Raw genomic sequence first — 21,507 nt, 5'->3', positions numbered from 1 at the left:
GGGCCCCCATGCTGGCTTGCGCCAGCATGGGGTGGTATTAAAGCCCCGCCTCCCGCCTTAGGGCCTCCACCCGGTCCGTCTCCTCCCAGGGAAAGCCCGCGCGGCCGAAGTGGCCGTAGGCGCTGGTGGGGGTGTAGATGGGGCGGAGGAGGTCCAGCTCCTCGATGATGGCGAGGGGCCTGGGGTCAAAAACCCTCTTGGCCACCTCGGTGAGCTTCTCGTCAGGCAAAACCCCGGTGCCGAAGGTCTCCACCCGCAAGGACACGGGCCGCGCCTTGCCGATGGCGTAAGCGAGCTCCACGAGGGCCCTCCTCGCAAGCCCCGCCGCCACGATGTTCTTGGCCATGTAGCGGGCGTAGTAGCTGGCGGAGCGGTCCACCTTGGTGGGGTCCTTGCCGCTGAAGGCCCCGCCCCCGTGGGGCACCGCCCCGCCGTAGGTGTCCACGATGATCTTGCGGCCCGTAAGCCCGGTGTCCGCGTGGGGGCCCCCCAGGATGAAACGGCCCGAGGGGTTGATGAGGTACTCGGTCTCCCCCTCCTTGAGGTACTCCGGGGGGATGGCCTGGCGCACCACCTCGCGGACCAGGTCCTCCCTGAGCTGGTCCTGCTCCACCTCGGGGGAGTGCTGGGCGGAGACCACCACGGTCTTCACGTAAAGGGGCCTGTCCCCCTCGTAGACCACGGTGACCTGGGCCTTGCCGTCGGGGCGCAGGTAAGGGAGAAGCCCGGTCTTGCGCACCTCCGCCAGGCGCATGGTGAGGCGGTGGGCCAGGGTGATGGGGAGGGGCATGAGCTCCGGCGTCTCGTCGGTGGCGTAGCCGAACATGAGGCCCTGGTCCCCCGCGCCCGTGCGGTCCAAGGGGTCGGTGGACTTGAGCACCCGCCACTCGTAGGAGAGGTTCACCCCACCGGCGATGTCCGGGGACTGCTCGTCGATGGCGGTGAGGACGGCACAGGTGTCCGCGTCAAACCCGTACTTGGCCCGGGTGTAGCCCACCTCCCGCACCGTCTTGCGCACCAGGCCGGGGATGTCCACGTACCCCTCGGTGGTGATCTCCCCCGCCACGAACACGAGCCCGGTGGTGACCAGGGTCTCCGCCGCCACCCGGGCCTTCTTGTCCTGGGCGATGAGGGCGTCCAGGATGGCGTCGGAAATCCGGTCCGCCAGCTTATCGGGGTGCCCTTCCGTGACCGACTCGGACGTGACCAGCCGCAACTTGCGCACCTCCTTCACGCCCCCATCGGGGCAACCCTGATAGTATAGCACCCCCCCACGTCCGTCCAGGTAGGATGGGGGCCTGTGAAGGACCCAAAAGCCCCTATCGGCGTCTTTGACTCGGGGGTGGGCGGCCTCACCGTCCTCTCCGCCCTCAAGAGGGTTTTGCCCCGGGAGGACTTCCTCTACTTCGGCGACACCGCCCGGGTACCCTACGGCGGGAAGCCCCTCCCCATGGTCCGGCGCTTCGCCTGGGAGATCGCGGGCTTCCTCCTCAGGCAGGGGGTGAAGGCCCTGGTGGTGGCCTGCAACACCGCAAGCTCGGCGGCGCTTCCCGACCTGGCGGAGGACCTTTCCCTACCTGTGATCGGGGTGCTGGAGCCCGCGGCGGAGGTGGCGAAGGGGCACGGGAAGGTGGGGCTCATCGGCACCCAGGCCACGGTGGAAAGCCGCGCCTACGAGCGCTACCTGCCCCTGGCTTGGGCCAAGGCCTGCCCCCTCTTCGTCCCCTTGGTGGAGGAGGGCCTCTGGGACGACCCCGTGGCCCTCCTGGTGGCCCGGCACTACCTGGAGGAGGCTCCCGAGGACCTCGAGGCCCTCATCCTGGGTTGCACCCACTACCCCTACCTCAAGGGCACCCTAGAGAAGGTGCTCCCCGGGGTGCGGCTCATAGACTCCGCCGAGGCCACGGCGAGGAAGGTGGCCCAGGTCCTGGCCCGGGAGGGGCTCTTGAACCCGGAAGGCAGGGGCCGGGTGGTCCACTTCGTCACCGGCGACCCCGAGAGCTACAAGAACCTGGCCGGGCGCCTGGGGGTGGAGGTGGCCGAGCTTTACCGGGTGAGCCTGGAAGAGCTTTAGCCCCGGGGGTGGTAAAACCATGACCAAGAAGCCCCTCATAGACCAGCTTCACCACGAGGACGCTTGGCGGCTTTTCCGCATCCTGGCGGAGTTCGTGGAAGGATTCGAAACCCTGGCGGGGATAGGGGTGCCCCTGGTCTCCGTCTTCGGCTCCGCCCGCTTCGGGGAGGGGCATCCCGCCTACGGGCTGGGCTACCGGCTGGGGCGGGCTTTAGCGGAGGCGGGGTACGGGGTGGTCACGGGGGGCGGGCCCGGGGTCATGGAGGCGGTGAACCGGGGGGCTTACGAGGCGGGCGGGGTGAGCGTGGGCCTGAACATAGAACTTCCCCACGAGCAGCGGCCCAACCCCTACCAGACCCACGCCCTCTCCCTGCGCTATTTCTTCGTGCGCAAGGTGCTCTTCGTCCGCTACGCCCACGCCTTCGTCTTCCTTCCCGGAGGCTTCGGTACCCTGGACGAGCTCTCCGAGGTCCTGGTCCTCATCCAGACGGAGAAGGTCCATCCCTTTCCCGTCTTCGCCTTGGACCGGGCCTACTGGCGGGGGCTTCTCTCCTGGATGGATTTCCTGAAGGACCAGGGGGCCCTGGACCCCAAGGACCTCTCCCTCCTCACACCCCTGGACACCCCAGAGGAGGTGGTGGCGGCCCTCGAGGGAGTATCCTAGAAAGGATGCGCCTGGTCCTGGCCACCGCCAACCCCGGCAAGGTGCGGGAGCTCCGGGAGGGCTTGGCCCCCTTGGGCTGGACCTTCCTTTCCCTGGCCGACTTCCCCTTGCGCATGCCCAAGGAGGAAGGGATGAGCTTCCTGGAAAACGCCCTCCTCAAGGCCGCCTACGTGGCCAAGGCCACGGGGCTTCCCGCCCTGGCCGACGACTCGGGCCTGGAGGTGCCGGCCCTGGGCGGGGAGCCCGGGATCTACTCCGCCCGCTACGGGGGAAGGGCCACGGACCGGGAGCGGAACGTCTACCTCCTGGAGAGGATGCGCCACCTCAAGGGAGAAGAACGGAAGGCCCGCTTCGTGGCCGTCCTGGTCCTGGCCTATCCCGACGGGCACGCCGAGGCCTACGAGGGAAGCGTGGAGGGGGTGATCCTCGAGGCCCCCCGGGGAGAAGGGGGCTTCGGCTACGACCCCCTCTTCTACGTGCCGGAGGCGGGCAAGACCTTCGCCGAGATGACCTTGGAGGAAAAGGCCCGCTACTCCCACCGGGGAAAGGCCCTTAGAGCCCTCCTCGAGGCCTACCGGCACGGCCCCCCGCCCCGGGAGATCTCCAAGCTGGAATGAACCTCCTCTCCCCCCACATCGCCCTTTACCGCCTCTACGACCTGGCGGACGAGATAGACCTAGGCCGCCTTTCCACCCCCCGCCTCCGCCTGTCCCGGCCCAGGCTGGGAGCGGTCCGCTTCGAGAACCCCCCGGCGCAGATTGAGCTTGGGGTGCGGAGCGTGGAGGGGTTTTCCGGCCTCCTCACCGCCCGGCTCTACGAGTTCGGGGTGGTGGCCCTCTCCCTCCGGGTGCACCTGGGGGAAAAGATGTCCTGGGAGGCCTTTGTGGCCAAGGCCCTCACCCTCCCCGACCTCCCCTTCTGGGAGGGGTTCTTCCTGGCGGAGCTGGCCGCCCTGGAGCCCTACCTCCAGGGGGCCCTCCTTCGCCCCGAGGAAAAGCGCCTCTCCGAGGAGTTCGTGGTCTACCACGCCCTGGGCCTGGAGGGAAGCAAGGCCCACGCCCCCCCGGTGGACCTCACCCCCTTGTGGATGGGCACGGAGGAGGAGTTCGCCCCCGAGGTGCGGCAAGAGATGGCCCGCTACCGCTACAGCTACTCCACGGAGGACCTGGCCCTCCTGGGCTTTGACCGGGTCCTGATCCTGGACTCGGAGGGGATCTGGGACGTGGCCGACCTGGTGGAGTTCGTGCACGCCCAGCTTTTGGAGCTCTCCTACTACGACCGGGTGCTCACCGAGGAGCTGGAGCTGGTCCCCCAGGTGCTGCGGCACCGGGGGGTTTGGGGGTACGGGAGGCTCCAGCGCCTCCGCCGCCGCCTCATGGCCCGGCACGCGGAAATCGCCGACGTGAAGGCCCGCATGGAGGGGGCTTTGCGCATCACCGAGGACCTCTTCTACGCCAAGATCTACCGGGCCGCCCTGGAGCTTTACGGGGCCCACGAGCTGGAGCGAAGCGTGGAGGAGAAGCTAAGGGCCCTCGAGGCCACCTACGAGATGGTCACAGAGGAGGTGGTCCACCTGAGAAGCCAGGCGGTGGAACTGGGCATCCTGGCCCTCATCGCCTTTGAGGTGGTGCGGGCCTTGCCCTAAGGGCCTTGCGGCGTCTAGGGCTTGCGTCCTTTTTGGGAGTGGTATACTCAGGCCGCGGGGCGTGGTAAAAACACTTAGCGGAAACGCTACCACACGCCCGGAGGTGGGATATGCGAAAAGCGCTGGCGGTACTGGCTCTCGGGCTTTCCCTGGCCTTGGCCCAGGGGAAGATCACGGTCTGGACCCACTTCGGCGGTCCTGAGCTGGAGTGGCTGAAGGCGCAAGCCAGGGCCTACGAGAAGACCTCGGGCACCAAGGTGGAGGTGGTGGAGGTCCCCTTCGGGGATATCAAGCAGAAGTTCATCCTGGGGGCTCCCCAGGGGCAGGCCGCGGACCTCTTGGTCACCATCCCCCACGACTGGCTGGGGGAGATGGCCCAAGCCGGGGTGCTGGAACCCATGGGCAAGTACGTGACGCCCAGTTACCTTGCGGACCTCCAGGGCGTGGCGGTGGAGGCCTTTACCTTCGGCGGGAAGCTCATGGGCCTCCCCGCCTTCGCCGAGAGCGTGGCCCTCATTTACAACAAGAAGTACGTGAAGGAGCCCCCCAAGACCTGGGACGAGTTTTTGGCCCTGGCCAGGCAGCACACCACGGGCTCCACCTTCGGCTTCCTCTACAACATTGGCGACCCCTACTTTAACTTCGGGTTCTTCCGGGCCTTCGGGGCGGAAAACGTCTTCGGCAAGGACGCCAAGGGCAACCTGGACCCCTCCAAGCTCCTCATCGGGGGCGAGGTAGGGGAAAAGGCGCTTTCCTTCATCAAGGACCTCCGCTTCAAGTACAACCTGGTGCCCGAAGGGGTGGACTACGGCGTGGCCGACGGGGCCTTCAAGGACGGGGCTTTGGCCATGATCATCAACGGCCCCTGGGCCCTCGGGGATTACAAGAAGGCCAAGGTGGATTTCGGCATCGCCCCCTTCCCCACCCCGCCCGGGGCCAAGAACCCCTGGGGGCCCTTCCTGGGCGTGCAGGGGGTGGTGGTGAACGCCTACTCCAAGAACAAGACCGCGGCGGTGAACTTCGCCAAGACCCTCACCACCGGCAAGAACCTGGTCTCCTTCAACCAGGCGGGCGGCCGCATCCCCGTGTCCTTAAGCGCCGCCAAGACCCTGGAGAAAGACCCGGTGGTGGCCGGCTTCGCCAAGGTCTTCGCCCTGGGCACCCCCATGCCCAACATCCCCGAGATGGGCAAGGTCTGGGGGCCGTGGGGCAGCGCCATCAGCCTGGCGGTGCAGAAGCCGGACTCCAACGTGAAGAAGATCGTGGAGGACATGGTGGCCGAGATCAAGAAGGCCATCGGCAAGTAAGGCCCATGCCCGCCCCCCCACGGGACCATCCTCCCCCGTGGGGGGCGTATCGTTAAAGCCATGAAGCACCCGCCTGGCCTGAAAGGCTTTCTCCTGGCCCTCTCCCTCCTCCTCGGCCTTCTCCTCCTGGCCACGGGGGTGGGCATCCTGGGGTACCTGGCCCTCGAGGCCGCCTTCGCCCCTCCCGGCTGGACCATCCTGGTCCTGGCCCTTCTGGTCCTCCTGCCGGGGGCGGTGCTCTTAGGGCGCCTCTTCCCCTGGCTTTCCGACTGGTACTACCTCCTCCCCGCCCTCGCCTTCCTCCTGGTCTTCACCCTTTACCCCATAGGCCTCACCGTCTACCTGGCCTTCACCGACTACTCCGGGGCCAAGAACGGCTTCCCCGACCGCTCCACGGAGACCCGGGTGGTGGCGCAGGAAGGCCCCCGGCTTCTCCTGGAAGAACCCGCCAAGGAAGCCCTTCGCTGCGACCCCTGCCGCGGGGAGCCGGTGGAGGTCTACGCGGAGGGGCACCGCATTCGGGCCAGAATCCTCGAGGCCGAGGGTAACGCCCTCCTTCTGGACCGCCCACCCCCCTTCCCGGCGGAGTTCGTGGCCAAGGTGAACGCCTTTCACTTCGTGGGCCTAAGAAACTTCGCCTTCATCCTCTCCCAGGCCAGCAAGGCCCTCCTTCCCGTCTTCGCCTGGAACGTGGTCTTCGCGGCGAGCACCGTGCTCCTAAACGCCCTCGTGGGCCTCGTCCTGGGGCTTGTCCTCAACAACCGGGCCTTAAAGCTCAGGAACTTCTACCGCACGGTACTCATCGTCTCCTGGGCCCTGCCTGGGGTCATCACCGTCCAGGTCTGGGTGGCCCTTTTGAACTACAACTTCGGGGCCATCAACCGGCTTCTGGGGGTGCTCGGCATCTACCCCATCCCCTGGCTCAACGACCCCGACTGGGCCAAGGTGGCCGTGTTCCTCGTCAACCTCTGGCTCGGCTTTCCCTACATGATGACCGCCACCTTGGGGGCCCTCTCCACCATCCCCGACGAGCTCTACGAGGCGGCCAAGGTGGACGGGGCCACCCCGTGGCAGGCCCTCCTCGGCATAACCCTTCCCCTCTTGGAAAAGCCCATGGTGCCCATCCTGCTCTCCTCCTTCGCCTTCAACTTCAACAACTTCTACATCATCTACCTGCTCACCGCGGGCGGCCCGGCGCAGGAGGGAAGGCTCGCCACCGCCCAGGCCACGGACATCCTCATCTCCTGGGCCTACAAGACCGCCTTCAGCGCCGAGGGCCAGTCGGCCTACGGCCTCGGGGCAGCCATTAGCCTCCTCATCTTCGCCATCACCGTGGCCATCAGCCTGGTGAACTTCCGGGTCACGGGGGCACTTCGGGAGGTGCGGTAGATGCGGCGCCTTTTGGCTTTCCTCCTCACGGGCCTGGCCCTTTACGGGGCGTATTGGTTCGCCGCCAACCGGCTCTTTGACGAAGGCTCGTACCGCAAACAGGTGGCCTTTGGCAGCGTCTTCGTGCCTTACGGGTGGGCCTACGCCTTGGGCTTCCTCGGGGCCTTGGTCCTCCTTGTCCTCCTCTACAGCCTCCTCCACACCGCCCTCGTGAACCGCCTTCAGGGGAGGCGGAGGAGCCCCTGGCCCCTCTTCCTCCAAGGGGTGACCCACCTCTTCCTCTGGATGCTGATCCTCCTCGTCTACTACCCCGTGGTCCAGGTGGTGGCGGCGAGCTTTGACCCCACCAACAACCTCTTTAGCTTCCGTAGGCCCGACACGGGCTTCCTTCTCCTGGACGCCAAGGTCATCCCCTACCTGCCCGAGCCCTCCCTGGAAAACTACGCCAAGCTGGTGGAGGGGGTGGTGCTCTTCCCCTACCAGGTGGGGCTTTTGGTCCTGGCGGGGCTTGCCCTCTTGGGGGTGGCGGGCATCGGCCTCCTAAGGCGGCTTCTTCCGGCGGAGGATTGGATGGACCTCTGGCAGGGGCGGTCCCTCCTCCTCCTGGCCCTTGCCGTCTTCGCCCTCTCCCTCTCCCTTTCCCCCAGGCAGTTCACCGGGCAGGGGACGGAGACCAAGTTTCTCCTCTGGGTGCGGAACACCTTCCTCATCTCCGGCCTCACGGGGCTTCTCGCCGTCCTCCTCACCGCCACCGCGGGCTATGCCTTCGCCCGCTTCCGCCACCTGCCCGGGCGCTACCCCATGCTCCTCTTCTTCATCTTCGTGCAGATGTTCCCGGGGTTCTTGGCCCTGGTGGCCATCTACTACCTCCTCTCCCGCCTGGACCTCCTGAACACCTTCACCGGCCTCGTGCTGGCCTACTCCGGGGGGATCATCAGCTTCGGCACCTGGGTCTACAAGGGCTACCTGGAGAGCATCAGCCCGAGCCTCGAGGAGGCGGCCATGGTGGACGGGGCCACGAGATGGCAGGTCTTCACGCGGATCCTCCTTCCCCTTTCCGCCCCCATGTTCGTCTTCATCTTCCTCCTCCAGTTCGTGGGCACCTACTCGGAGTTCGTCCTGGCCAACCTGGTCCTCACGGGGGTGGAGAGCTGGAACGTGGGCGTGGGCCTCAGGAGCTTCACCACGGGGCAGTTCCAGACCAAGTGGGGCATCTTCGCCGCGGCGAGCGTCCTGGGTTCCCTGCCCATCCTCTTCCTCTTCTACGGGTTCCAGCAGTACTTCGTCTCCGGGTACACGGCGGGGGCCGTGAAAGAATAAGCGTATGGACCTGGAAGCCCTCAGGGCCAGGAGGGAGGCCATCCTCAGCCTCTGCGCCCGCCACGGGGCGGTGAGGGTGCGTGTTTTCGGGTCGGTGGCCCGGGGAGAAGCCGGGGAGGGAAGCGACCTGGACCTCCTGGTGGCCTTCGAGGCTGGACGTACCCTCCTGGACCACGCCCGCCTGAAGCTAGCCCTGGAGGCGCTCTTAGGGATACCGGTGGACGTGGTGAGCGAGGGAGGTCTGGCCCCTAGGCTTCGGGAACGGGTCCTGCGGGAGGCCATCCCCCTATGAGGGACCCCAAGGCCAGGCTTCGGGATATCCTGGAGGCCATCGCCCGTATTGAACGGTACGCCGCCCTGGGAAAGGCGCGCTTTTTGCAAGACGAGCTGGTTCAGGTCTGGATCGTGCACCACCTGCAGCGCATCGGGGAGGCCGCAGCCAGGCTAGGGCGGGACTTTCACGAGGCCCACCCTCATATCCCCTGGCGGGAGATGGTGGCCATGCGTAACCTCCTTGTCCACGAGTACTTCAGCGTGGACCTGGAAGAGGTCTGGTCTACCGTGATCCGGGATTTACCCGCGCTGAAGGTTCAGGTGCGGGCGCTCTTGGAGGTTTATCCTTGAACCACCACGACCTTGAACACGTTGACCCCACCTTCCCCGAGCTGGGGGAAGAAGTGGAGCTTTTCCTGGAAACCGAGGCCCGGGAGGGGCTTCTCGTCTACGAGAAGGACGGGGAGCTTCACCAGAAGCCCATGCGCAGGCAGAAGGGAGGGCTAGGGGTGTGGGTGGCGGTGCACGGAAGCCCCTTCCGCTACGTCTTCCACCTCCCCGAGGGGTACCTGGGAAGCCACGGCCTGGAAAGGGCCCTTCCCCGCTACGACCGCTTCTTCCACCTCCTGGCGGGGCCCTTGCCCCCCGCGTGGGCCTTGGGGGCGGTCTACTACCAGATCTTTCCCGACCGCTTCCGCCAAGGCCGCCCGGAGCTTGCCCCCAAGGAGGGGGCCTGGCTTTACGGGGGGAAGCCCATCCGCAAAAAGGCCTGGCACGAGCCTCCCGGGGAAGACGGGGCCCGGGAGTTCTACGGGGGGGACCTCTGGGGGGTTCTGGAGGCCCTTCCCCACCTCGAGGCCCTGGGGGTAGAGGCCCTCTACCTCACCCCCATCTTCCAAAGCCCTTCCAGCCACCGCTACGACACCGAGGACTACCTCCGGGTGGACCCCCACCTGGGGGGGGAGGAGGCCCTTAAGGCCCTCTACGAGGCCCTCGAGGCCCGGGGGATGAAGCTCATCCTGGACGGGGTCTTCAACCACGTGGGGGCGACCCACCCCTGGTTCCAAAGGGCCCTGAAGGACCCCTCCTCCCCGGAAAGGGGCATGTTCACCTTCCACCCCGACGGCACCTACGCCAGCTTCTGGGGAGTGAGGCACATGCCCAAGCTGGACTACGCCTCGGCGCTCACCCAGGAGCGCTTCGTCTTTGGCCAGAAGGCCCCCATCCGCTACTGGATGCGCCTCGCTCATGGCTGGCGGCTGGACGTGGCCCACTCCCTCGGGGAAGGGGGCACGAACCGCAAGAACGCCCGCTGGCTAAGGGCTCTCGCCCGGGCTGCCAAGGAGGAGCGGGCGGACGCCCTGGTCTTCGGGGAGCTCTCCTACGATGCCACCCCTACCCTACGCGCCCACACCCTGGACGGGGCCATGCACTACGCGGGGTTTGCCCACCCGGTGATGGCGTGGCTCTCGGGCCGGGACCACCACGGAAACCCCGTGGCCCTGGAGGCCGAGGACCTCTGGCAGACCCTTTTTGACCACTACGCCGCGCTTCCCCTCCCCCTTCGCCACAGCATGTACACCCTCCTCTCCTCCCACGACATCCCCCGGGCCCTGTGGCGGCTAAGGGGGGATAGGGAGCGCTTCAAGACCGCCTACGCCCTCCTCTTCGCCTTTCCCGGAAGCCCCGCCATCTACTACGGGGACGAGATTGGCCTCTCCCAGCCCAACCCCTACGAGGTCTGGCGGGGAGACCCCTACTGCCGCGCCCCCTTCCCCTGGGACGAGGCCCTTTGGGACCGGGAGCTTTTCGCCTTCCTCCGGCGCCTGGTGCGCCTCAAGAAGACCCACCCCGCCTTGAGGCTCGGGGGGCTCCTTCCCCTCAAGGCCCCCCCTGGGGTCCTGGCCTTCAGGCGGCGCTACCGGGGAAAGGAGGTCTGGGCCTTCTTCGCCAGGGAGGAAACCCGCCTTGTCCTTCCCCGAGGCGTGGACCTCCTTTCGGGGGAGGAGGTGGCGGGGGAGGTGGAGGCCCGGTACCTGCTCTTCCAGCCCCTATACTGAGGGGGATGCGCCTCAAACGCTTCTATGGGAAGGTGCGGCGGGTGGCGCGAAAGAAGGTGGAGGCCCCGGTGGACCTCCTCGCCAAAGCGGAGGCCCTTCGCAAGGAGGGCGCCAGCGCGCAGGGCTTTCGGGAGCGCCTTCTTGCCCTCGTGGCAGAGGCCCGGCGCCGCTGGGACGCCCTGCGCCCCGAGGAAAGGGCGCAGCTTCTATCTCACGCCATGGCCCTCCTTTCCCTGCTCCCCGCGGGGAGGCTTGGCCGGCTCGGCCTCCTAGCGGCCAAGGGGGCAAAGCTCGGGGCGGGGAAGGAGGTTCTTTCCCTTCTCCTTAAGCTCCTGAAGCGCTAAGCCCAGGGTATACTCTTTCTTTGTGCGGGACGTCCTCGAGGTCCTGGAGTTCCCCAGGGTGCGCGCCCTCCTCGCGGAAAGGGCCAAGACCCCCTTGGGGAAGGAGCTCGCCCTAAGCCTTTCCCCCCTTTCCCAAGAGGAGGCCGAAAGGCGGCACGAGCTCACGGGGGAGGCCCTCTCCTACCCCTACGCCCTCCCCGAGGCGGGGGCCTTAAGGGAGGCCTACGGGAAGGCCCTGGCGGGGGCGAGGCTTTCCGGCCCCGAGCTCCTAGAGGCGGCCAAGGCCTTGGAGGAGGCCATGGCCCTAAAGGAGGAGCTCCTTCCCCTGGGGAACGCCTTGAGCCAGGTGGCGGGGGGGATCGGGGACCACACCCCCTTCCTGGAGCGGGTGAAGAAGGCCCTGGACGAGGAAGGGGGGGTAAAGGACGAGGCCAGCCCCCGCCTTCTCCAGATCCGCCGGGAACTTAGGCCCCTCCGCCAGCAGATCCTGGACCGCCTCTACGCCCTCATGGACCGCCACAAGGAGGCCATCCAGGACCGCTTCGTCACCCTGAGGCGGGAGCGGTACTGCATCCCCGTGCGGGCGGGCATGGCCCAGAAGGTGCCGGGGATCCTCCTGGACGAGTCCGAGTCGGGGGCGACCCTCTTCGTGGAGCCCTTCTCGGTGGTCAAGCTCAACAACCGCCTCCAGGCCCTGAGGCTCCAGGAGGAGGAGGAGGTGAACCGCATCCTTCGGGACCTCTCCGAGAGGCTTGCCCGGGACGAAGGGGTGCCGAAGACCCTCGAGGCCTTAGGCCTTTTGGACCTCGTCCAGGCCCAGGCGGCCTTGGCCCGGGACCTCGGGCTTTCCCGGCCCCGCTTCGGGGAGGGATACGAACTCTACGGGGCCTTCCACCCCCTGATCCCGAACCCCGTGCGGAACGCCTTCGCCCTGGACGAGAAGGCCCGGATCCTCCTCATCTCCGGCCCCAACATGGGGGGGAAGACCGCCCTCCTCAAGACCCTGGGCCTCGCCGTCCTCATGGCCCAGTCCGGCCTCTTTGTGGCGGCGGAGCGGGCCCTCCTCGCCTGGCCGGATAGGGTCTTCGCCGACATCGGGGACGAGCAGTCCCTGCAGGAAAGCCTCTCCACCTTCGCCGGGCACCTCAAGCGCCTCAAGGAGATGCTGGAGGAGGCCACCCCGAATAGCCTCGTCCTCGTGGACGAGCTCGGAAGCGGCACCGACCCCGAGGAGGGGGCCGCCCTCTCCCAGGCCATCCTGGAGGCCCTTCTGGAGAAGGGGGTCAAGGGGATGGTCACCACCCACCTCTCCCCCCTGAAGGCCTTCGCCCAAGGGAGGGAGGGGATCCAGAACGCCTCCATGCGCTTTGACCTCGAGGCCCTCCGCCCCACCTACGAGCTCGTCCTGGGGGTGCCGGGGCGGAGCTACGCCCTCGCCATCGCCAGGAGGCTCGCCCTGCCCGAGGAGGTCCTCAGGCGGGCCGAGGCCCTCCTCCCCGAGGGGGGGAGGCTCGAGGCCCTCCTGGAAAAGCTGGAGGCCGAGCGCCTGGCCTTGGAGGCGGAGCGGGAGCGCTTGAGGCGGGAGCTCTCCCAGGTAGAGGGGCTTCGGCGGGCCCTCGCCGAGCGGGAGGCGCGCTTTGAGGAGGAGCGCCAGGAGCGCCTAAGGGCCCTGGAGGAGGAGGTGCGGGCCAAGCTCCTCAAGGTGGAGGCCGAGCTCAAGGCCCTCAAGGAGAAGGCCAAAACCGAGGGCAAGCGGGACGCCCTGCGGGAACTCATGGCCCTTAGGGAGCGCTACGCCAAGAAGGCCCCGCCATCCCCACCCCCGGTGGGCCTCGCGGAGGGGCAGATGGTGGAGGTGCTCTCCCTGGGCCGCCCGGGTAAGCTCCTGGAGCTTAGGGGCGAGGAGGCCCTGGTCCAGGTGGGCCCCGTGAGGATGACCCTCAAGGCGGGGGAGCTGAAGCCCCTGAAGGCCCCGGAGGCGCCCAAGGCCCTCACCCCCAAGCCCAAGCGGGAGGTGCGGGAGGTGGACCTGAGGGGCCTCACGGTGGAGGAGGCCCTTCTGGAGGTGGACCAGGCCCTGGAGGAAGCGCGGGCCCTCGGCCTTCCCACCCTCCGCCTCCTCCACGGCAAGGGGACGGGGGCCCTTAGGCAGGCCATCCGGGACGCCCTCCGCCGGGACAGGCGGGTGGAGAGCTTCGCCGACGCGCCGCCCCACGAGGGGGGGCACGGGGTCACGGTGGTGCTCCTCAAGGGCCAGTCCTGAAGGCCTTCTAGCGCAAAAGGGTGAGCACTCCGAGAACCACCGCGATGGCCGTAAAGAAAAGCATGGCCTTGTTGAAGGCCGTGTTGATCTCGGCCTTCACCTCCTGGCGGAGACCGGCGATCTCGGCCCTCACCTCCTGGCGAAGCCCGGTGAACTTCTCCTCCACCTCCTGCCGGAGCCCGGCGATCTCCGCTTTCACCTCTTGACGAAGCCCGGTGAACTTCTCCTCCATCTCCTGCCGGAGCCCGGCGATCTCCGCCTTCACCTCTTGACGAAGCCCGGTGAACTTCTCCTCTATCTCCTGCCGGAGCCCCGCAATCTCCGCCTTCACCTCTTGACGAAGCCCGGCGATCTCCGCCTTCACCTCCTGGCGGAGGAGGTCCATCCTCGCCTCCAGGGCCGAAACCCGGTCGGGCAAGACCGCCATGACCCCCTCTACGATGCCCTCCAGCTTGTAGAGGCGTTCCTCCGTGGTCATCTGCCCCTTAGGATAGCACGAGGAAAGTGGGCGCCCTAGGGCGAAAGGAGCCTCCCCTCCACCTCGGCGATCCGGGCCCGGACCGCCTGGGGGAGGGGGGCAGGACGCCCCCCTTCCAGCCAAACCTGGACGGTCCGGCCCCGGGCCGCCTCCTCTCCCCGGGCTTCCACCCGGTACTCCATGTCAAAGCTGGAGCGACCGAGGCGCACCACCCGTACCCCCACCTCCACGGGGTCCTCGAGGTAGACGGGCCTTAGAAAGTCCACCTCGGCCCGGGCCAGGATGAAGCGGCCCCGCGCCACCCAGTCCTCCTCCAGCCTTCGGAAGTAGGCAGCCCGGGCCAACTCAAAGTAGGTGAGGTAGACGGCGTTGTTCACGTGGCCCAAGGCGTCCAGATCCCGGAAGCGCACCTGCACGGGAACCTTTACGGGAAATCCCTCCATGCCCTAAAGCTTACCCGCCCCCCCCTGGGGAAAGCTATCCTGGGATGTGTACCTCCACCGGCCGCGGCTCTTCCAAGGCCTCGAGGAGGGGCTTGCGGAAGGAGTCCTGCTCCACGCCCCTCCGGGCTTTGGCAAGACCCTCCTCCTAAAGGCCTTCGCCGAGGCCAAGGGGCTTCCCTACCGCCAGCGCTGGCTTCCCGAGCCCGGTTGCTACGACCTCAAAGAACCTCCTCCGGAACTCCTCCCGGGCCAGGCGGTGGGCGTGCGCCGGGCCTGCCTCCCCGCTCCCCACCGCCTGGGCCCCGAGGCCCTGGCCTTCACCCTCGAGGAGGTCCAGGAGCTCAGCCGCCGTCTGGGCCGAAGGTCCCTGGCGGAGGCCGTTTACGAGCTCTTCGGTGGCTGGCCCCACCTCACCCGGAAGGCGCTGGAAAAGGGGGAGGCTGCCTGGACCCCCGAGCTTCGCGCCTTCCTGGAGGGGACGCTCCCCCCCTTGGACCTCTGCCCCTTCCGCCTCCCCCTGCCCGAGGCCGCCTTCCGCGAGGTGGGGCTGGGCCGGGCGGTGGATGCCCTCCTGGAAGGCGCCCTGGCCGGGGGGGTGCCCTTCCGCCTCCTCCCCGCCCTGGCGGCCTACCTATGGGCCACCCATCCCCTGCCGCCCCCGGAGCTGGCAGAACCGCTCCTGGAGGCGACCCTGGCCCTTGGCGCCGGGGAGGAGGCCCTGGCCGCAGCAAGCCTCTACGGAGGGGAGCTTCTCCTTCGAACCCTGGAGCGGGCGGGAAGACCCCTCCTGGAACGGGGCCAGGTGGAGGCGTTTTTCCGCTACGCCGAGCGGGTGGAGCACCCCTCCCCCCGCCTCCGCCTCCTCCTCGCCCTGGGGCACCGGATGCGGGGGGAGCTGGACCGGGGCCTGGCCGCCCTGGAAGGGTTCCCGGAGGAAGACCCCGCCCTGCTCGCCGAGGCCCTCCTCGCCAAAGGCACCCTCCTCGGGCTGAAAGGGGAGCACCGGGAGGCCGAACGGGTCTTCTCCCAGGGGGTGGCCCTGGGGAAGACTCCCTTGCGGGCCCGCTTCCTCACCAGCCGGGGAGCAGCCCGCATCCGCCTCTCCCGCTACCGGGAGGCGGCGGAGGACCTGGAGGAGGCCCTGGTCCTCTCCCGGAGCGCAAGGCAGCGGGAGGTGGAGGCCCTGGCCCTCCACAACCTGGCCGTGGCCCGGCACCACCTGGGGGAGCTTTCCGAGGCGGTGGGCCTCTACCGGGAGGTTCTCCCCTTAAAGACCACCCCCCTCTCCCGGGCCTACACCCTGCTTTCCCTGGGGGAAGCCCTGCGGTACCTGGGGCGGTTTTTGGAGGCCAAAAGGACCCTCCTCGAGGCCCAGAAGGAAGCCCAGGCCTCCGGGGACTACCGCGCCTTGGGCTATACCCTCTTAAACCTCGCCGACCTCTACCGGGAGGCCCACCTGCTGGAGGCGGCAAGCCTCTACCGGGAAGCGGAGGCCACCCTGGAAAGGGCCCACGACCCCTACGCCCTGGGCCTGGTCCACCTGGGCCTGGCCCAGCTTGGGGCCAAGGGAAGCCTGGAACGGGCCAAGGACTTTTTCCAAGAGGGGGGCGGCCCCGGGGAGATGGCGGAGTGGCACCTGGTGGCGGGAAGGCTCTGCGGCAGGCCCGAGCACTTCCATGAGGCCTTGCGCCTGGCGGAGAAGGCGGGGGCGGGAAGGCTTCACCTCCTCGCTCGGCTGGAGCTTTTCTTGAAAGATCCTTCTCCCGGAGAGGCCAAGGCCCTGGCCCGGGAGGTCCTAAAGGCGGGCTTCCAGGACTTCTGGCTCTGGGAAAGGCTCTTTCCCCTCCCCCTCTTCGCCTTCGCCGCCGGGGAGGAAGGCCTCCTGGAAGCCCTCCTCGCGGGCGTGGGGTGGCTTCGGGTGCGGAGCCTAAAAGCCCTCGAGGCCCGCACCGAGGAAGGCCCCCTCCCCCTTCCCTCCCGGAAGGAGCTTTTGCTCCTCCTCCTCCTCTGGCACCGGGGGGCCCTGGAGGCCGAAGCCCTCGCCCACCTCCTCTTTCCCGGGAGCAAAAACCCCAAGAAGCGCCTGCAAGTGGCAGTCCACCACCTAAGGGAGGCCCTGGACCCCGAACTCGTCCGCCTGGAGGGGGGGACCTACCGGGCCCACCTCCCCCCTGGGGTCTGGTGGGACGCCCGCGTCAAGGAGGGCCTCACCCGCTGGGCCCGGCGCCTGGACCTCTCCCGGGTCCAAGCCCGGGTGGAGGAGGCCCTTCCCGGGAGGTTCTCCCCAAGGGCTTACTTAACCAGCCCTTAACCGGGCCCGTGCTATAGGTGGGGTGAGGTCCAAAAGCATGGGGGCCTCGAGCACGGGAGGTGATGGGGTATGCGTAAGGGATGGGCTCTATTGCTCTTCAGCCTCGGCCTTCTCCTCGCCGCCTGCGGCGGACAGACGGGCGGTGGCGGCGGCGGAGGCGGTGGGGGTGGGTCTACCCCCAGCATCGCCGGGGTGTGGGAAGGGACCTGGACTTCCACCCAGCTAACAGACACGAGCGGCACTTTCTGCATCAAGATCACCCAAAACGGCAACCAGATCTCTGGGCCCCTCTACCGGAATGGGGTCTACTTTGGAGACGCAAGCGGCACCTTAAACGGCAACCAGATCACCTTCGGAGCAGCTGTTGCGGGGAGCTACGAGATCCAGTTCACCGGAACCGTTAGTGGGAACAACGCGAACGGAAACTATACCCTCAATCAGGGGACCAACCGGGTGGACGCCGGCACCTGGAGTGGAAGCAAAACCAGCAAAACCGACTGCCCCACCTCCGGAACGAGCCAGAGTGAGTTCTCCAACAACCTGAGCCTGCATTACCAAAAGCTATCCCAGGTCATACAGCAGCTGAGAAACGACCCCGCTTTCCAAGCGCTGTTCCAGAGCCCTGGAGGCCCGGGCATGGGCGGGCTTTCTGTCCAAGGTCTTAGCCCTCAAGGACCGCTCATCTTCACCCCTCAAGGGCCTCTGGGCTCTATCCATCAGGGGCCCCTTGGCTTCCTCAGGCCCCTCGGCCTGCTGCCCTTGAACCATCCCTCGGGGAACGAGCTGCCTCGGGGAGGCATGGACTACACCGACCCCTCTAACCCTCAGCCTTACACGCCCCAATCTCCCTACGACCTAGGCCTTAAGTGGAGGTCCAACAGCCAGGTGGCCGAACTCCTCGTGGACTGGGATAAGAACGGAGCCCAAACGGTCTGGGCCCACGACCGGGGAGGCGGGAGCCACGAGGTTCCCCGGGCCAGCCAGGCGAAGATGACCCTAGGCGGTGACCAAGTAGCAAACGCCGACTTCAGCGCAAGCTGGTACAACTGCCAGGCAACCAGCACGCCCATCCTCGAGCCCACGAACCTCACCTTCACCGGTTCCCTCGGCCAGACCGCCAAGCTGAACTGGGACTTCAGCTATGCCCTTACCGAAGGGAGCACTGACAGCATCGCGATTGGGCTCACCCTTTCCACCACCGGAGCCAACCCCGCCGCCTCGGTTTCCTACCAGCTCACCCTGAACGGTGACCTCACCCGCGGTGCGGACTGCTTCACTGAACGCTTTAACGTACAAGGCGGCTCTTTTACCTTCACCTCCAGGGCAGGCGAGAACAGCTTCACCTTCCACATCAACGTTACAAGGATTGTCTTTGACCAAAACGGCAACCCCACGCGCGTGGACCTGAACGGCTACGTAGACGAGAACAACCAGCGGGCCCTCACGTTCTTGGGCTACCTGGACCAGGACGACCTGAACGGCCAGGATACGTGCCCAGGCGAAAACCTTCTCCTCTCCTTCCGGGACAGCTCCATGACCCTGGAGCAGTGGCTCCGGATGAACAACTACTGCCCGCAGAACTAGGAAACCACAACGCCTAGCGCCCGGGAACTAGGCGCCCGGGCGCTTTTCACCCAAAGGTACCATGCCCATGAAGAAGCACTTGGTGCCCATTCTCCTTTTCCTCCTCCCCGCCTGCGTCCCCACCCCGGAACGCCAAACGCCCCCCACCGGGGAACCTGGCGTCCCCCCCTTCCCCGACGCCCGCTTCGCCCTCTACCTGGACCCGGAGGCCCTCCGCCAGGACCTCCCCACCCTCCCCATCCCTCCGGCGGAGGCGGTGAGGAGGGGGCCCCTCGGCTTCCCCCTCCTCCTCGCCTTCCTGGGGACCGCCCCCACCGAGGGCTACGGGGTCCGGCTCGGAAGGGTGGCGCAAGAAGGGGGAACCCTCAGGGTGGAGGTGCAGACCTGGGGCCCAGCGGGGCCCCAGGGGAAGGTGCGCTACACGTACCCCCTGGACCTAAGACCCATCGCGAACCTCCCCCCTTTCCCCTTTGAGCTGGTCTTCCACACCCCCGAGGGCCGGGTGCTCCACCGGGAGCGGGTCCGCCCCCGTGTGGCCCCCCACGGCAGGGCGGAGGAGGTGGGGGACCCCTACGGGGTGGTGGCCCGCTGGGAGGAGGTCTACCGGGATGGCCCCTACCTGGGGCGGAACCTGGTGCGCCTCCACGAGGAGGCCTTTGAGGTCTTCTACACCCCGGAGGAGGAGGAAAGCCGCTTCTACCTGGACCTCCCCTCCTGGCTCTTCGGAGGACGGGAAGACCCTTCCTGCGCCCTCACGGACCGGCCTCCGGAGGCCCTGGTCCAGGAGGTGCGGGGAAGCCTCTTGGAAGGAAACCTCACCCTGAGGGGGGCCTTCGTTCCCCTGAACCGGCGCTACGGCCTGGCGCATAGCCCCCTACCCCCCGAGGAGGTGCCGGAAAGGGCCTACGTGGCCTGCTTTTACACGGCCCACGACCCCCGGCCCGAGGCGCTCGGCCCCCTGGTCCTGGACCTGTACCCCGCCCGCCTCCTCCCCCGGGAGCCCGGGAGCGTGGAGGTCCTGAGGGCGGAGGCCGGGCCCACGGAGCTCTTCTTCCAGATCCGGCTCCATCCCTTGCCTCGGGAGGACGTCCCCCTGGACCTCTACACCCTGGACCCGCCCCCCCTTCCCGGCGGGGAGCGGGTGGCGGTCTTCCCTTACCCTGGCTTTGACCGGGACCCCACCCAGCCCCGCTACGTGCTGGGCCTGGGCGGGGGGCAGGAGGGCTTCTTCCTCTGGATCCTCGCCCCCGAGGTGCACACCTTCACCCTCTTCGCCCGCCTCGTGCGCTGCCAGGGGGTGGGGGGCGGGGAGGTTTCGGCCCTCAACCCACCCCCCGGGGCCGGCTGCCCTAGCCTGCCCCTGGCCCAGGCCTCCTACACCCACCGGGGGCTTCTCGGGCCCGGAGGCCCCCTCACCCTGCGCCTACAGTTCCGCTCCCCCGAAGGGTGGCGCTCGGAGCCCTTCGCCGTCACCGTCCCCTAGGCCACTCCACGGGTTTGGCCTTAACCAGGCCTTAACCGACGGCGTGCTACAAAGAACGTAAAGGAGGTGAACGTATGAGGAAAGGGTTGTGGCTTCTGGCGGCAGGCGTTTTGCTCGCGGCGTGCGCTCCCCGGATCACCGCAGAACCCCTTCCCGGGGTACGGGTGGACGTGCCCGTCCAGGTTCCCCCGCCCGGCGCCCCCCCCCAGCCCACGCAACCGGGCGGGGGAGGCGTGGCCGGTCCCGTCCTCAAGGTCCTCCCGGGAAACCCCCTGCCCCCGGCGGGAAGCGCCTTCGTGGACGACTTCTCCTCCTACCCCACGGGGGCCGTGCTCCCGGTGGTGGCCCCGGACCGGTACGGCCTTCTCCGCACCGGCGAAGGTTGGCAGAAGATCACGGTGGAGGAGGCCTTTGCCCCGGACGGCAGGCTGGACAAGGCGGTACGCCTGGAAGGCGGTTCTGGAGAAGGCTTTCTGACCTTCGGCGCCGAGGACTGGACGGACTACCGGGTGAGCTTCCGGGCCAAGACGCTGGAGGCCTGCTGCACCCATAGCCACATCCGGGCCCGCCTCTTCCTGACCGGGGACGGCTCCCGCGCCCTGGAGTTCCAGATCGGCTTCGGACCCGCAGGGGTGATGCTGGTTAAGCTCGCCGGCGGCCAGAGCTTCACCCTCCTGCACCGCAGGGAACTGGAAGGAACCGCCAGGGCCGTCATGCGGGACGGGAACTGGCACGACTTCGCCTTTGAACTCCGGAGCGACGGCACGGTGCGGGTCTTCGTGGACGGGACGGAGGTGGTGAACTGGAAGGACCCCGACTACAACCGGGGCGGGTTCGGCATCGGCCCTGTAGCCGTCACCTTCCAGCTGGACAACCTCAAGGTGGAGCGCCTGGGCGGCACGGCCCCGCCTCCCCCCGGTCCCCCGACCGGGGAGGCCCCGCCTAGACGGGATAACTTCTGCGGCTACCGGGCCGGGGCCGAGCTTCCCCACGAACGCTTCCTGGCCGAGGGGCAGGCGGAGCTTCGGCTTCTGGGCGGGCACTCGGCGGCCCGCAACTACCGCATCGGCTACTATCCGGCGGGCAAACCCGAGGCCCCAAGCTATGCGCTCTCCTACGAGGGGGCCTTTGAACCCCCTACCTGCCTGAACCCGCCCTTGGTGGCGGTCTTCCGGCCCCAGGGAAGCTTCGGCATCGCCCACAGCTACGAGCACTACGGTAACAAGACCGTCTACACCGAAGACCGTTTCAACGAAGCCCCGCGGGGCTTTCGGGCCTACGAGGCGATCAACAGCAAGGGGGTAAAGGAAGGAATACTCCTCTTGGTGGAAGACTGGATAGACGGGGATTTTGACGACGTGGGGCTCCTGTTGCTTGGAGCTAAGCCAGAAGGATGATGGGCAAGCTCATCCCCCTTGCCTTCCTCCTCCTCCCCGCCTTGGCCCAGCGGCTGGTGCTGGGGCTGGCGTTGGAGGGCCAAGTCCTCCCCATCGGCCTTGCGGGCTTCGCCCGGCTGGAACAGGGGGGTTACCTCCTCGAGGCCCGGGCCGGCTGGGAGCTTCTGGGCGGGGTCTTCGTGGGCCTCGAGGGCGGGGTCTACCTGGACCGGGGCCGCATCCTCCAGGGAGGGCTCCTCTTCCACCCCCACCACGAAATCGCGGGGCGATCCCTGGTCTCCGCCACCCTGGGCCTCACCAACCTCCGGGACACCAGCCTCCCCGTCTGGGGCGGGGTGGCCCTTCCCCTGGACCCCGCCTTTTGGGAGAGGGTTTCCCCAGGGGACTTGGGCCTCGGCTTCATCGCCCTCCTAAGGCTCCGCGTCTACCTGGAACCCGCCGGCTTCTGACCGGCGGGTCAGGTATAGTGGGG

General features: G+C 67.8%; 20 protein-coding genes. 17 read left to right on the top strand and 3 right to left on the bottom strand.

Annotated elements, in window-relative coordinates:
* Positions 1 to 37: 37 nt before the first annotated feature.
* Positions 38 to 1,216, bottom strand: a complete 1,179-nt coding sequence (gene metK / locus ACYQ0J_RS08805) for a methionine adenosyltransferase (RefSeq protein ID WP_460171811.1) — start codon at positions 1,214 to 1,216, stop codon at positions 38 to 40.
* 84 nt (positions 1,217 to 1,300) lie between these two features.
* Between metK and murI the strand changes: the two genes are divergently transcribed.
* The 12 genes from murI (at position 1,301) to ACYQ0J_RS08745 (ending at position 13,339) form a co-directional block, all read left to right on the top strand.
* On the top strand, positions 1,301 to 2,074 hold the full coding sequence (gene murI / locus ACYQ0J_RS08800) for a glutamate racemase (protein WP_460171784.1): 774 nt from the start codon (positions 1,301 to 1,303) through the stop codon (positions 2,072 to 2,074).
* Between the two features lie 19 nt (positions 2,075 to 2,093).
* Positions 2,094 to 2,738, top strand: a complete 645-nt coding sequence (locus tag ACYQ0J_RS08795; protein ID WP_460171783.1) for an LOG family protein — start codon at positions 2,094 to 2,096, stop codon at positions 2,736 to 2,738.
* Between the two features lie 5 nt (positions 2,739 to 2,743).
* A complete protein-coding gene (gene rdgB / locus ACYQ0J_RS08790; protein ID WP_460171782.1) occupies positions 2,744 to 3,355 on the top strand; it encodes an RdgB/HAM1 family non-canonical purine NTP pyrophosphatase in 612 nt (203 codons plus the stop codon).
* On the top strand, positions 3,352 to 4,383 hold the full coding sequence (locus ACYQ0J_RS08785) for an RMD1 family protein (protein WP_460171781.1): 1,032 nt from the start codon (positions 3,352 to 3,354) through the stop codon (positions 4,381 to 4,383). The genes rdgB and ACYQ0J_RS08785 overlap by 4 nt, the downstream gene beginning before the upstream one ends.
* A gap of 110 nt (positions 4,384 to 4,493) precedes the next feature.
* Entirely contained in the window at positions 4,494 to 5,690 is a 1,197-nt protein-coding gene (locus ACYQ0J_RS08780) for a sugar ABC transporter substrate-binding protein (RefSeq protein ID WP_460171780.1), read from the top strand.
* 60 nt (positions 5,691 to 5,750) lie between these two features.
* Positions 5,751 to 7,079: an ABC transporter permease subunit gene (locus ACYQ0J_RS08775; protein WP_460171779.1), complete on the top strand. Its 1,329-nt coding sequence runs from the start codon at positions 5,751 to 5,753 to the stop codon at positions 7,077 to 7,079.
* Entirely contained in the window at positions 7,080 to 8,399 is a 1,320-nt protein-coding gene (locus tag ACYQ0J_RS08770) for a sugar ABC transporter permease (RefSeq protein ID WP_460171778.1), read from the top strand.
* 4 nt (positions 8,400 to 8,403) lie between these two features.
* Positions 8,404 to 8,691 (top strand): nucleotidyltransferase family protein, encoded by a 288-nt coding sequence (locus ACYQ0J_RS08765; RefSeq protein ID WP_460171777.1) that lies wholly within the window; start codon positions 8,404 to 8,406, stop codon positions 8,689 to 8,691.
* The gene (locus ACYQ0J_RS08760) at positions 8,688 to 9,023 is read left to right on the top strand and encodes a HepT-like ribonuclease domain-containing protein (RefSeq protein ID WP_460171776.1); all 336 of its coding nucleotides are present in this window, start codon (positions 8,688 to 8,690) and stop codon (positions 9,021 to 9,023) included. Before ACYQ0J_RS08765 ends, ACYQ0J_RS08760 begins: the two co-directional genes overlap by 4 nt.
* Positions 9,020 to 10,732: a glycoside hydrolase family 13 protein gene (locus tag ACYQ0J_RS08755; RefSeq protein WP_460171775.1), complete on the top strand. Its 1,713-nt coding sequence runs from the start codon at positions 9,020 to 9,022 to the stop codon at positions 10,730 to 10,732. The genes ACYQ0J_RS08760 and ACYQ0J_RS08755 overlap by 4 nt, the downstream gene beginning before the upstream one ends.
* A gap of 5 nt (positions 10,733 to 10,737) precedes the next feature.
* Positions 10,738 to 11,076, top strand: coding sequence for a hypothetical protein (locus tag ACYQ0J_RS08750; protein ID WP_460171774.1), 339 nt, complete (start codon positions 10,738 to 10,740; stop codon positions 11,074 to 11,076).
* A gap of 22 nt (positions 11,077 to 11,098) precedes the next feature.
* Positions 11,099 to 13,339 (top strand): endonuclease MutS2, encoded by a 2,241-nt coding sequence (locus tag ACYQ0J_RS08745; RefSeq protein ID WP_460171773.1) that lies wholly within the window; start codon positions 11,099 to 11,101, stop codon positions 13,337 to 13,339.
* Between the two features lie 7 nt (positions 13,340 to 13,346).
* Here the strand turns inward: ACYQ0J_RS08745 and ACYQ0J_RS08740 are convergent, their stop codons facing one another.
* Both ACYQ0J_RS08740 and ACYQ0J_RS08735 read right to left on the bottom strand, forming a co-directional pair.
* On the bottom strand, positions 13,347 to 13,817 hold the full coding sequence (locus ACYQ0J_RS08740) for a DUF1640 domain-containing protein (protein ID WP_460171772.1): 471 nt from the start codon (positions 13,815 to 13,817) through the stop codon (positions 13,347 to 13,349).
* A gap of 35 nt (positions 13,818 to 13,852) precedes the next feature.
* On the bottom strand, positions 13,853 to 14,260 hold the full coding sequence (locus ACYQ0J_RS08735) for an acyl-CoA thioesterase (RefSeq protein ID WP_460171771.1): 408 nt from the start codon (positions 14,258 to 14,260) through the stop codon (positions 13,853 to 13,855).
* A gap of 46 nt (positions 14,261 to 14,306) precedes the next feature.
* Between ACYQ0J_RS08735 and ACYQ0J_RS08730 the strand changes: the two genes are divergently transcribed.
* The 5 genes from ACYQ0J_RS08730 to ACYQ0J_RS08710 all read left to right on the top strand — a co-directional run bounded on the left by ACYQ0J_RS08730 (position 14,307) and on the right by ACYQ0J_RS08710 (position 21,484).
* On the top strand, positions 14,307 to 16,571 hold the full coding sequence (locus ACYQ0J_RS08730; RefSeq protein ID WP_460171770.1) for a tetratricopeptide repeat protein: 2,265 nt from the start codon (positions 14,307 to 14,309) through the stop codon (positions 16,569 to 16,571).
* A 90-nt stretch (positions 16,572 to 16,661) separates the two neighbouring features.
* Positions 16,662 to 18,155 carry a hypothetical protein gene (locus ACYQ0J_RS08725; RefSeq protein ID WP_460171769.1) on the top strand — a complete coding sequence of 498 codons (1,494 nt, stop codon included), beginning with the start codon at positions 16,662 to 16,664 and terminating at the stop codon, positions 18,153 to 18,155.
* 67 nt (positions 18,156 to 18,222) lie between these two features.
* On the top strand, positions 18,223 to 19,638 hold the full coding sequence (locus tag ACYQ0J_RS08720) for a hypothetical protein (RefSeq protein WP_460171768.1): 1,416 nt from the start codon (positions 18,223 to 18,225) through the stop codon (positions 19,636 to 19,638).
* A 74-nt stretch (positions 19,639 to 19,712) separates the two neighbouring features.
* A complete protein-coding gene (locus tag ACYQ0J_RS08715) occupies positions 19,713 to 21,035 on the top strand; it encodes a LamG domain-containing protein (RefSeq protein WP_460171767.1) in 1,323 nt (440 codons plus the stop codon).
* Complete coding sequence (locus tag ACYQ0J_RS08710; protein WP_460171766.1) at positions 21,032 to 21,484, top strand: hypothetical protein; 453 nt, start codon at positions 21,032 to 21,034, stop codon at positions 21,482 to 21,484. Before ACYQ0J_RS08715 ends, ACYQ0J_RS08710 begins: the two co-directional genes overlap by 4 nt.
* The last annotated feature ends 23 nt before the right edge of the window (positions 21,485 to 21,507 follow it).

The organism is Thermus sp. FJN-A, from assembly GCF_054655095.1.
Note: the sequence above shows the minus strand (reverse complement) of the source record. Positions and strands in the feature narration are given on the sequence as shown.

Bases quoted from the DNA above. Each gene is read 5' to 3' on its own strand.
- ACYQ0J_RS08795 (WP_460171783.1), top strand. From the start codon at position 2,094: ATGACCAAGAAGCCCCTCATAGACCAGCTTCACCACGAGGACGCTTGG.
- ACYQ0J_RS08710 (WP_460171766.1), top strand. From the start codon at position 21,032: ATGATGGGCAAGCTCATCCCCCTTGCCTTCCTCCTCCTCCCCGCCTTG.
- ACYQ0J_RS08720 (WP_460171768.1), top strand. From the start codon at position 18,223: ATGAAGAAGCACTTGGTGCCCATTCTCCTTTTCCTCCTCCCCGCCTGC.
- ACYQ0J_RS08715 (WP_460171767.1), top strand. From the start codon at position 19,713: ATGAGGAAAGGGTTGTGGCTTCTGGCGGCAGGCGTTTTGCTCGCGGCG.
- ACYQ0J_RS08760 (WP_460171776.1), top strand. From the start codon at position 8,688: ATGAGGGACCCCAAGGCCAGGCTTCGGGATATCCTGGAGGCCATCGCC.
- ACYQ0J_RS08765 (WP_460171777.1), top strand. From the start codon at position 8,404: ATGGACCTGGAAGCCCTCAGGGCCAGGAGGGAGGCCATCCTCAGCCTC.
- ACYQ0J_RS08735 (WP_460171771.1), bottom strand. From the start codon at position 14,260: ATGGAGGGATTTCCCGTAAAGGTTCCCGTGCAGGTGCGCTTCCGGGAT.
- ACYQ0J_RS08775 (WP_460171779.1), top strand. From the start codon at position 5,751: ATGAAGCACCCGCCTGGCCTGAAAGGCTTTCTCCTGGCCCTCTCCCTC.
- ACYQ0J_RS08780 (WP_460171780.1), top strand. From the start codon at position 4,494: ATGCGAAAAGCGCTGGCGGTACTGGCTCTCGGGCTTTCCCTGGCCTTG.
- ACYQ0J_RS08785 (WP_460171781.1), top strand. From the start codon at position 3,352: ATGAACCTCCTCTCCCCCCACATCGCCCTTTACCGCCTCTACGACCTG.
- rdgB (WP_460171782.1), top strand. From the start codon at position 2,744: ATGCGCCTGGTCCTGGCCACCGCCAACCCCGGCAAGGTGCGGGAGCTC.
- ACYQ0J_RS08740 (WP_460171772.1), bottom strand. From the start codon at position 13,817: ATGACCACGGAGGAACGCCTCTACAAGCTGGAGGGCATCGTAGAGGGG.
- ACYQ0J_RS08750 (WP_460171774.1), top strand. From the start codon at position 10,738: ATGCGCCTCAAACGCTTCTATGGGAAGGTGCGGCGGGTGGCGCGAAAG.
- ACYQ0J_RS08770 (WP_460171778.1), top strand. From the start codon at position 7,080: ATGCGGCGCCTTTTGGCTTTCCTCCTCACGGGCCTGGCCCTTTACGGG.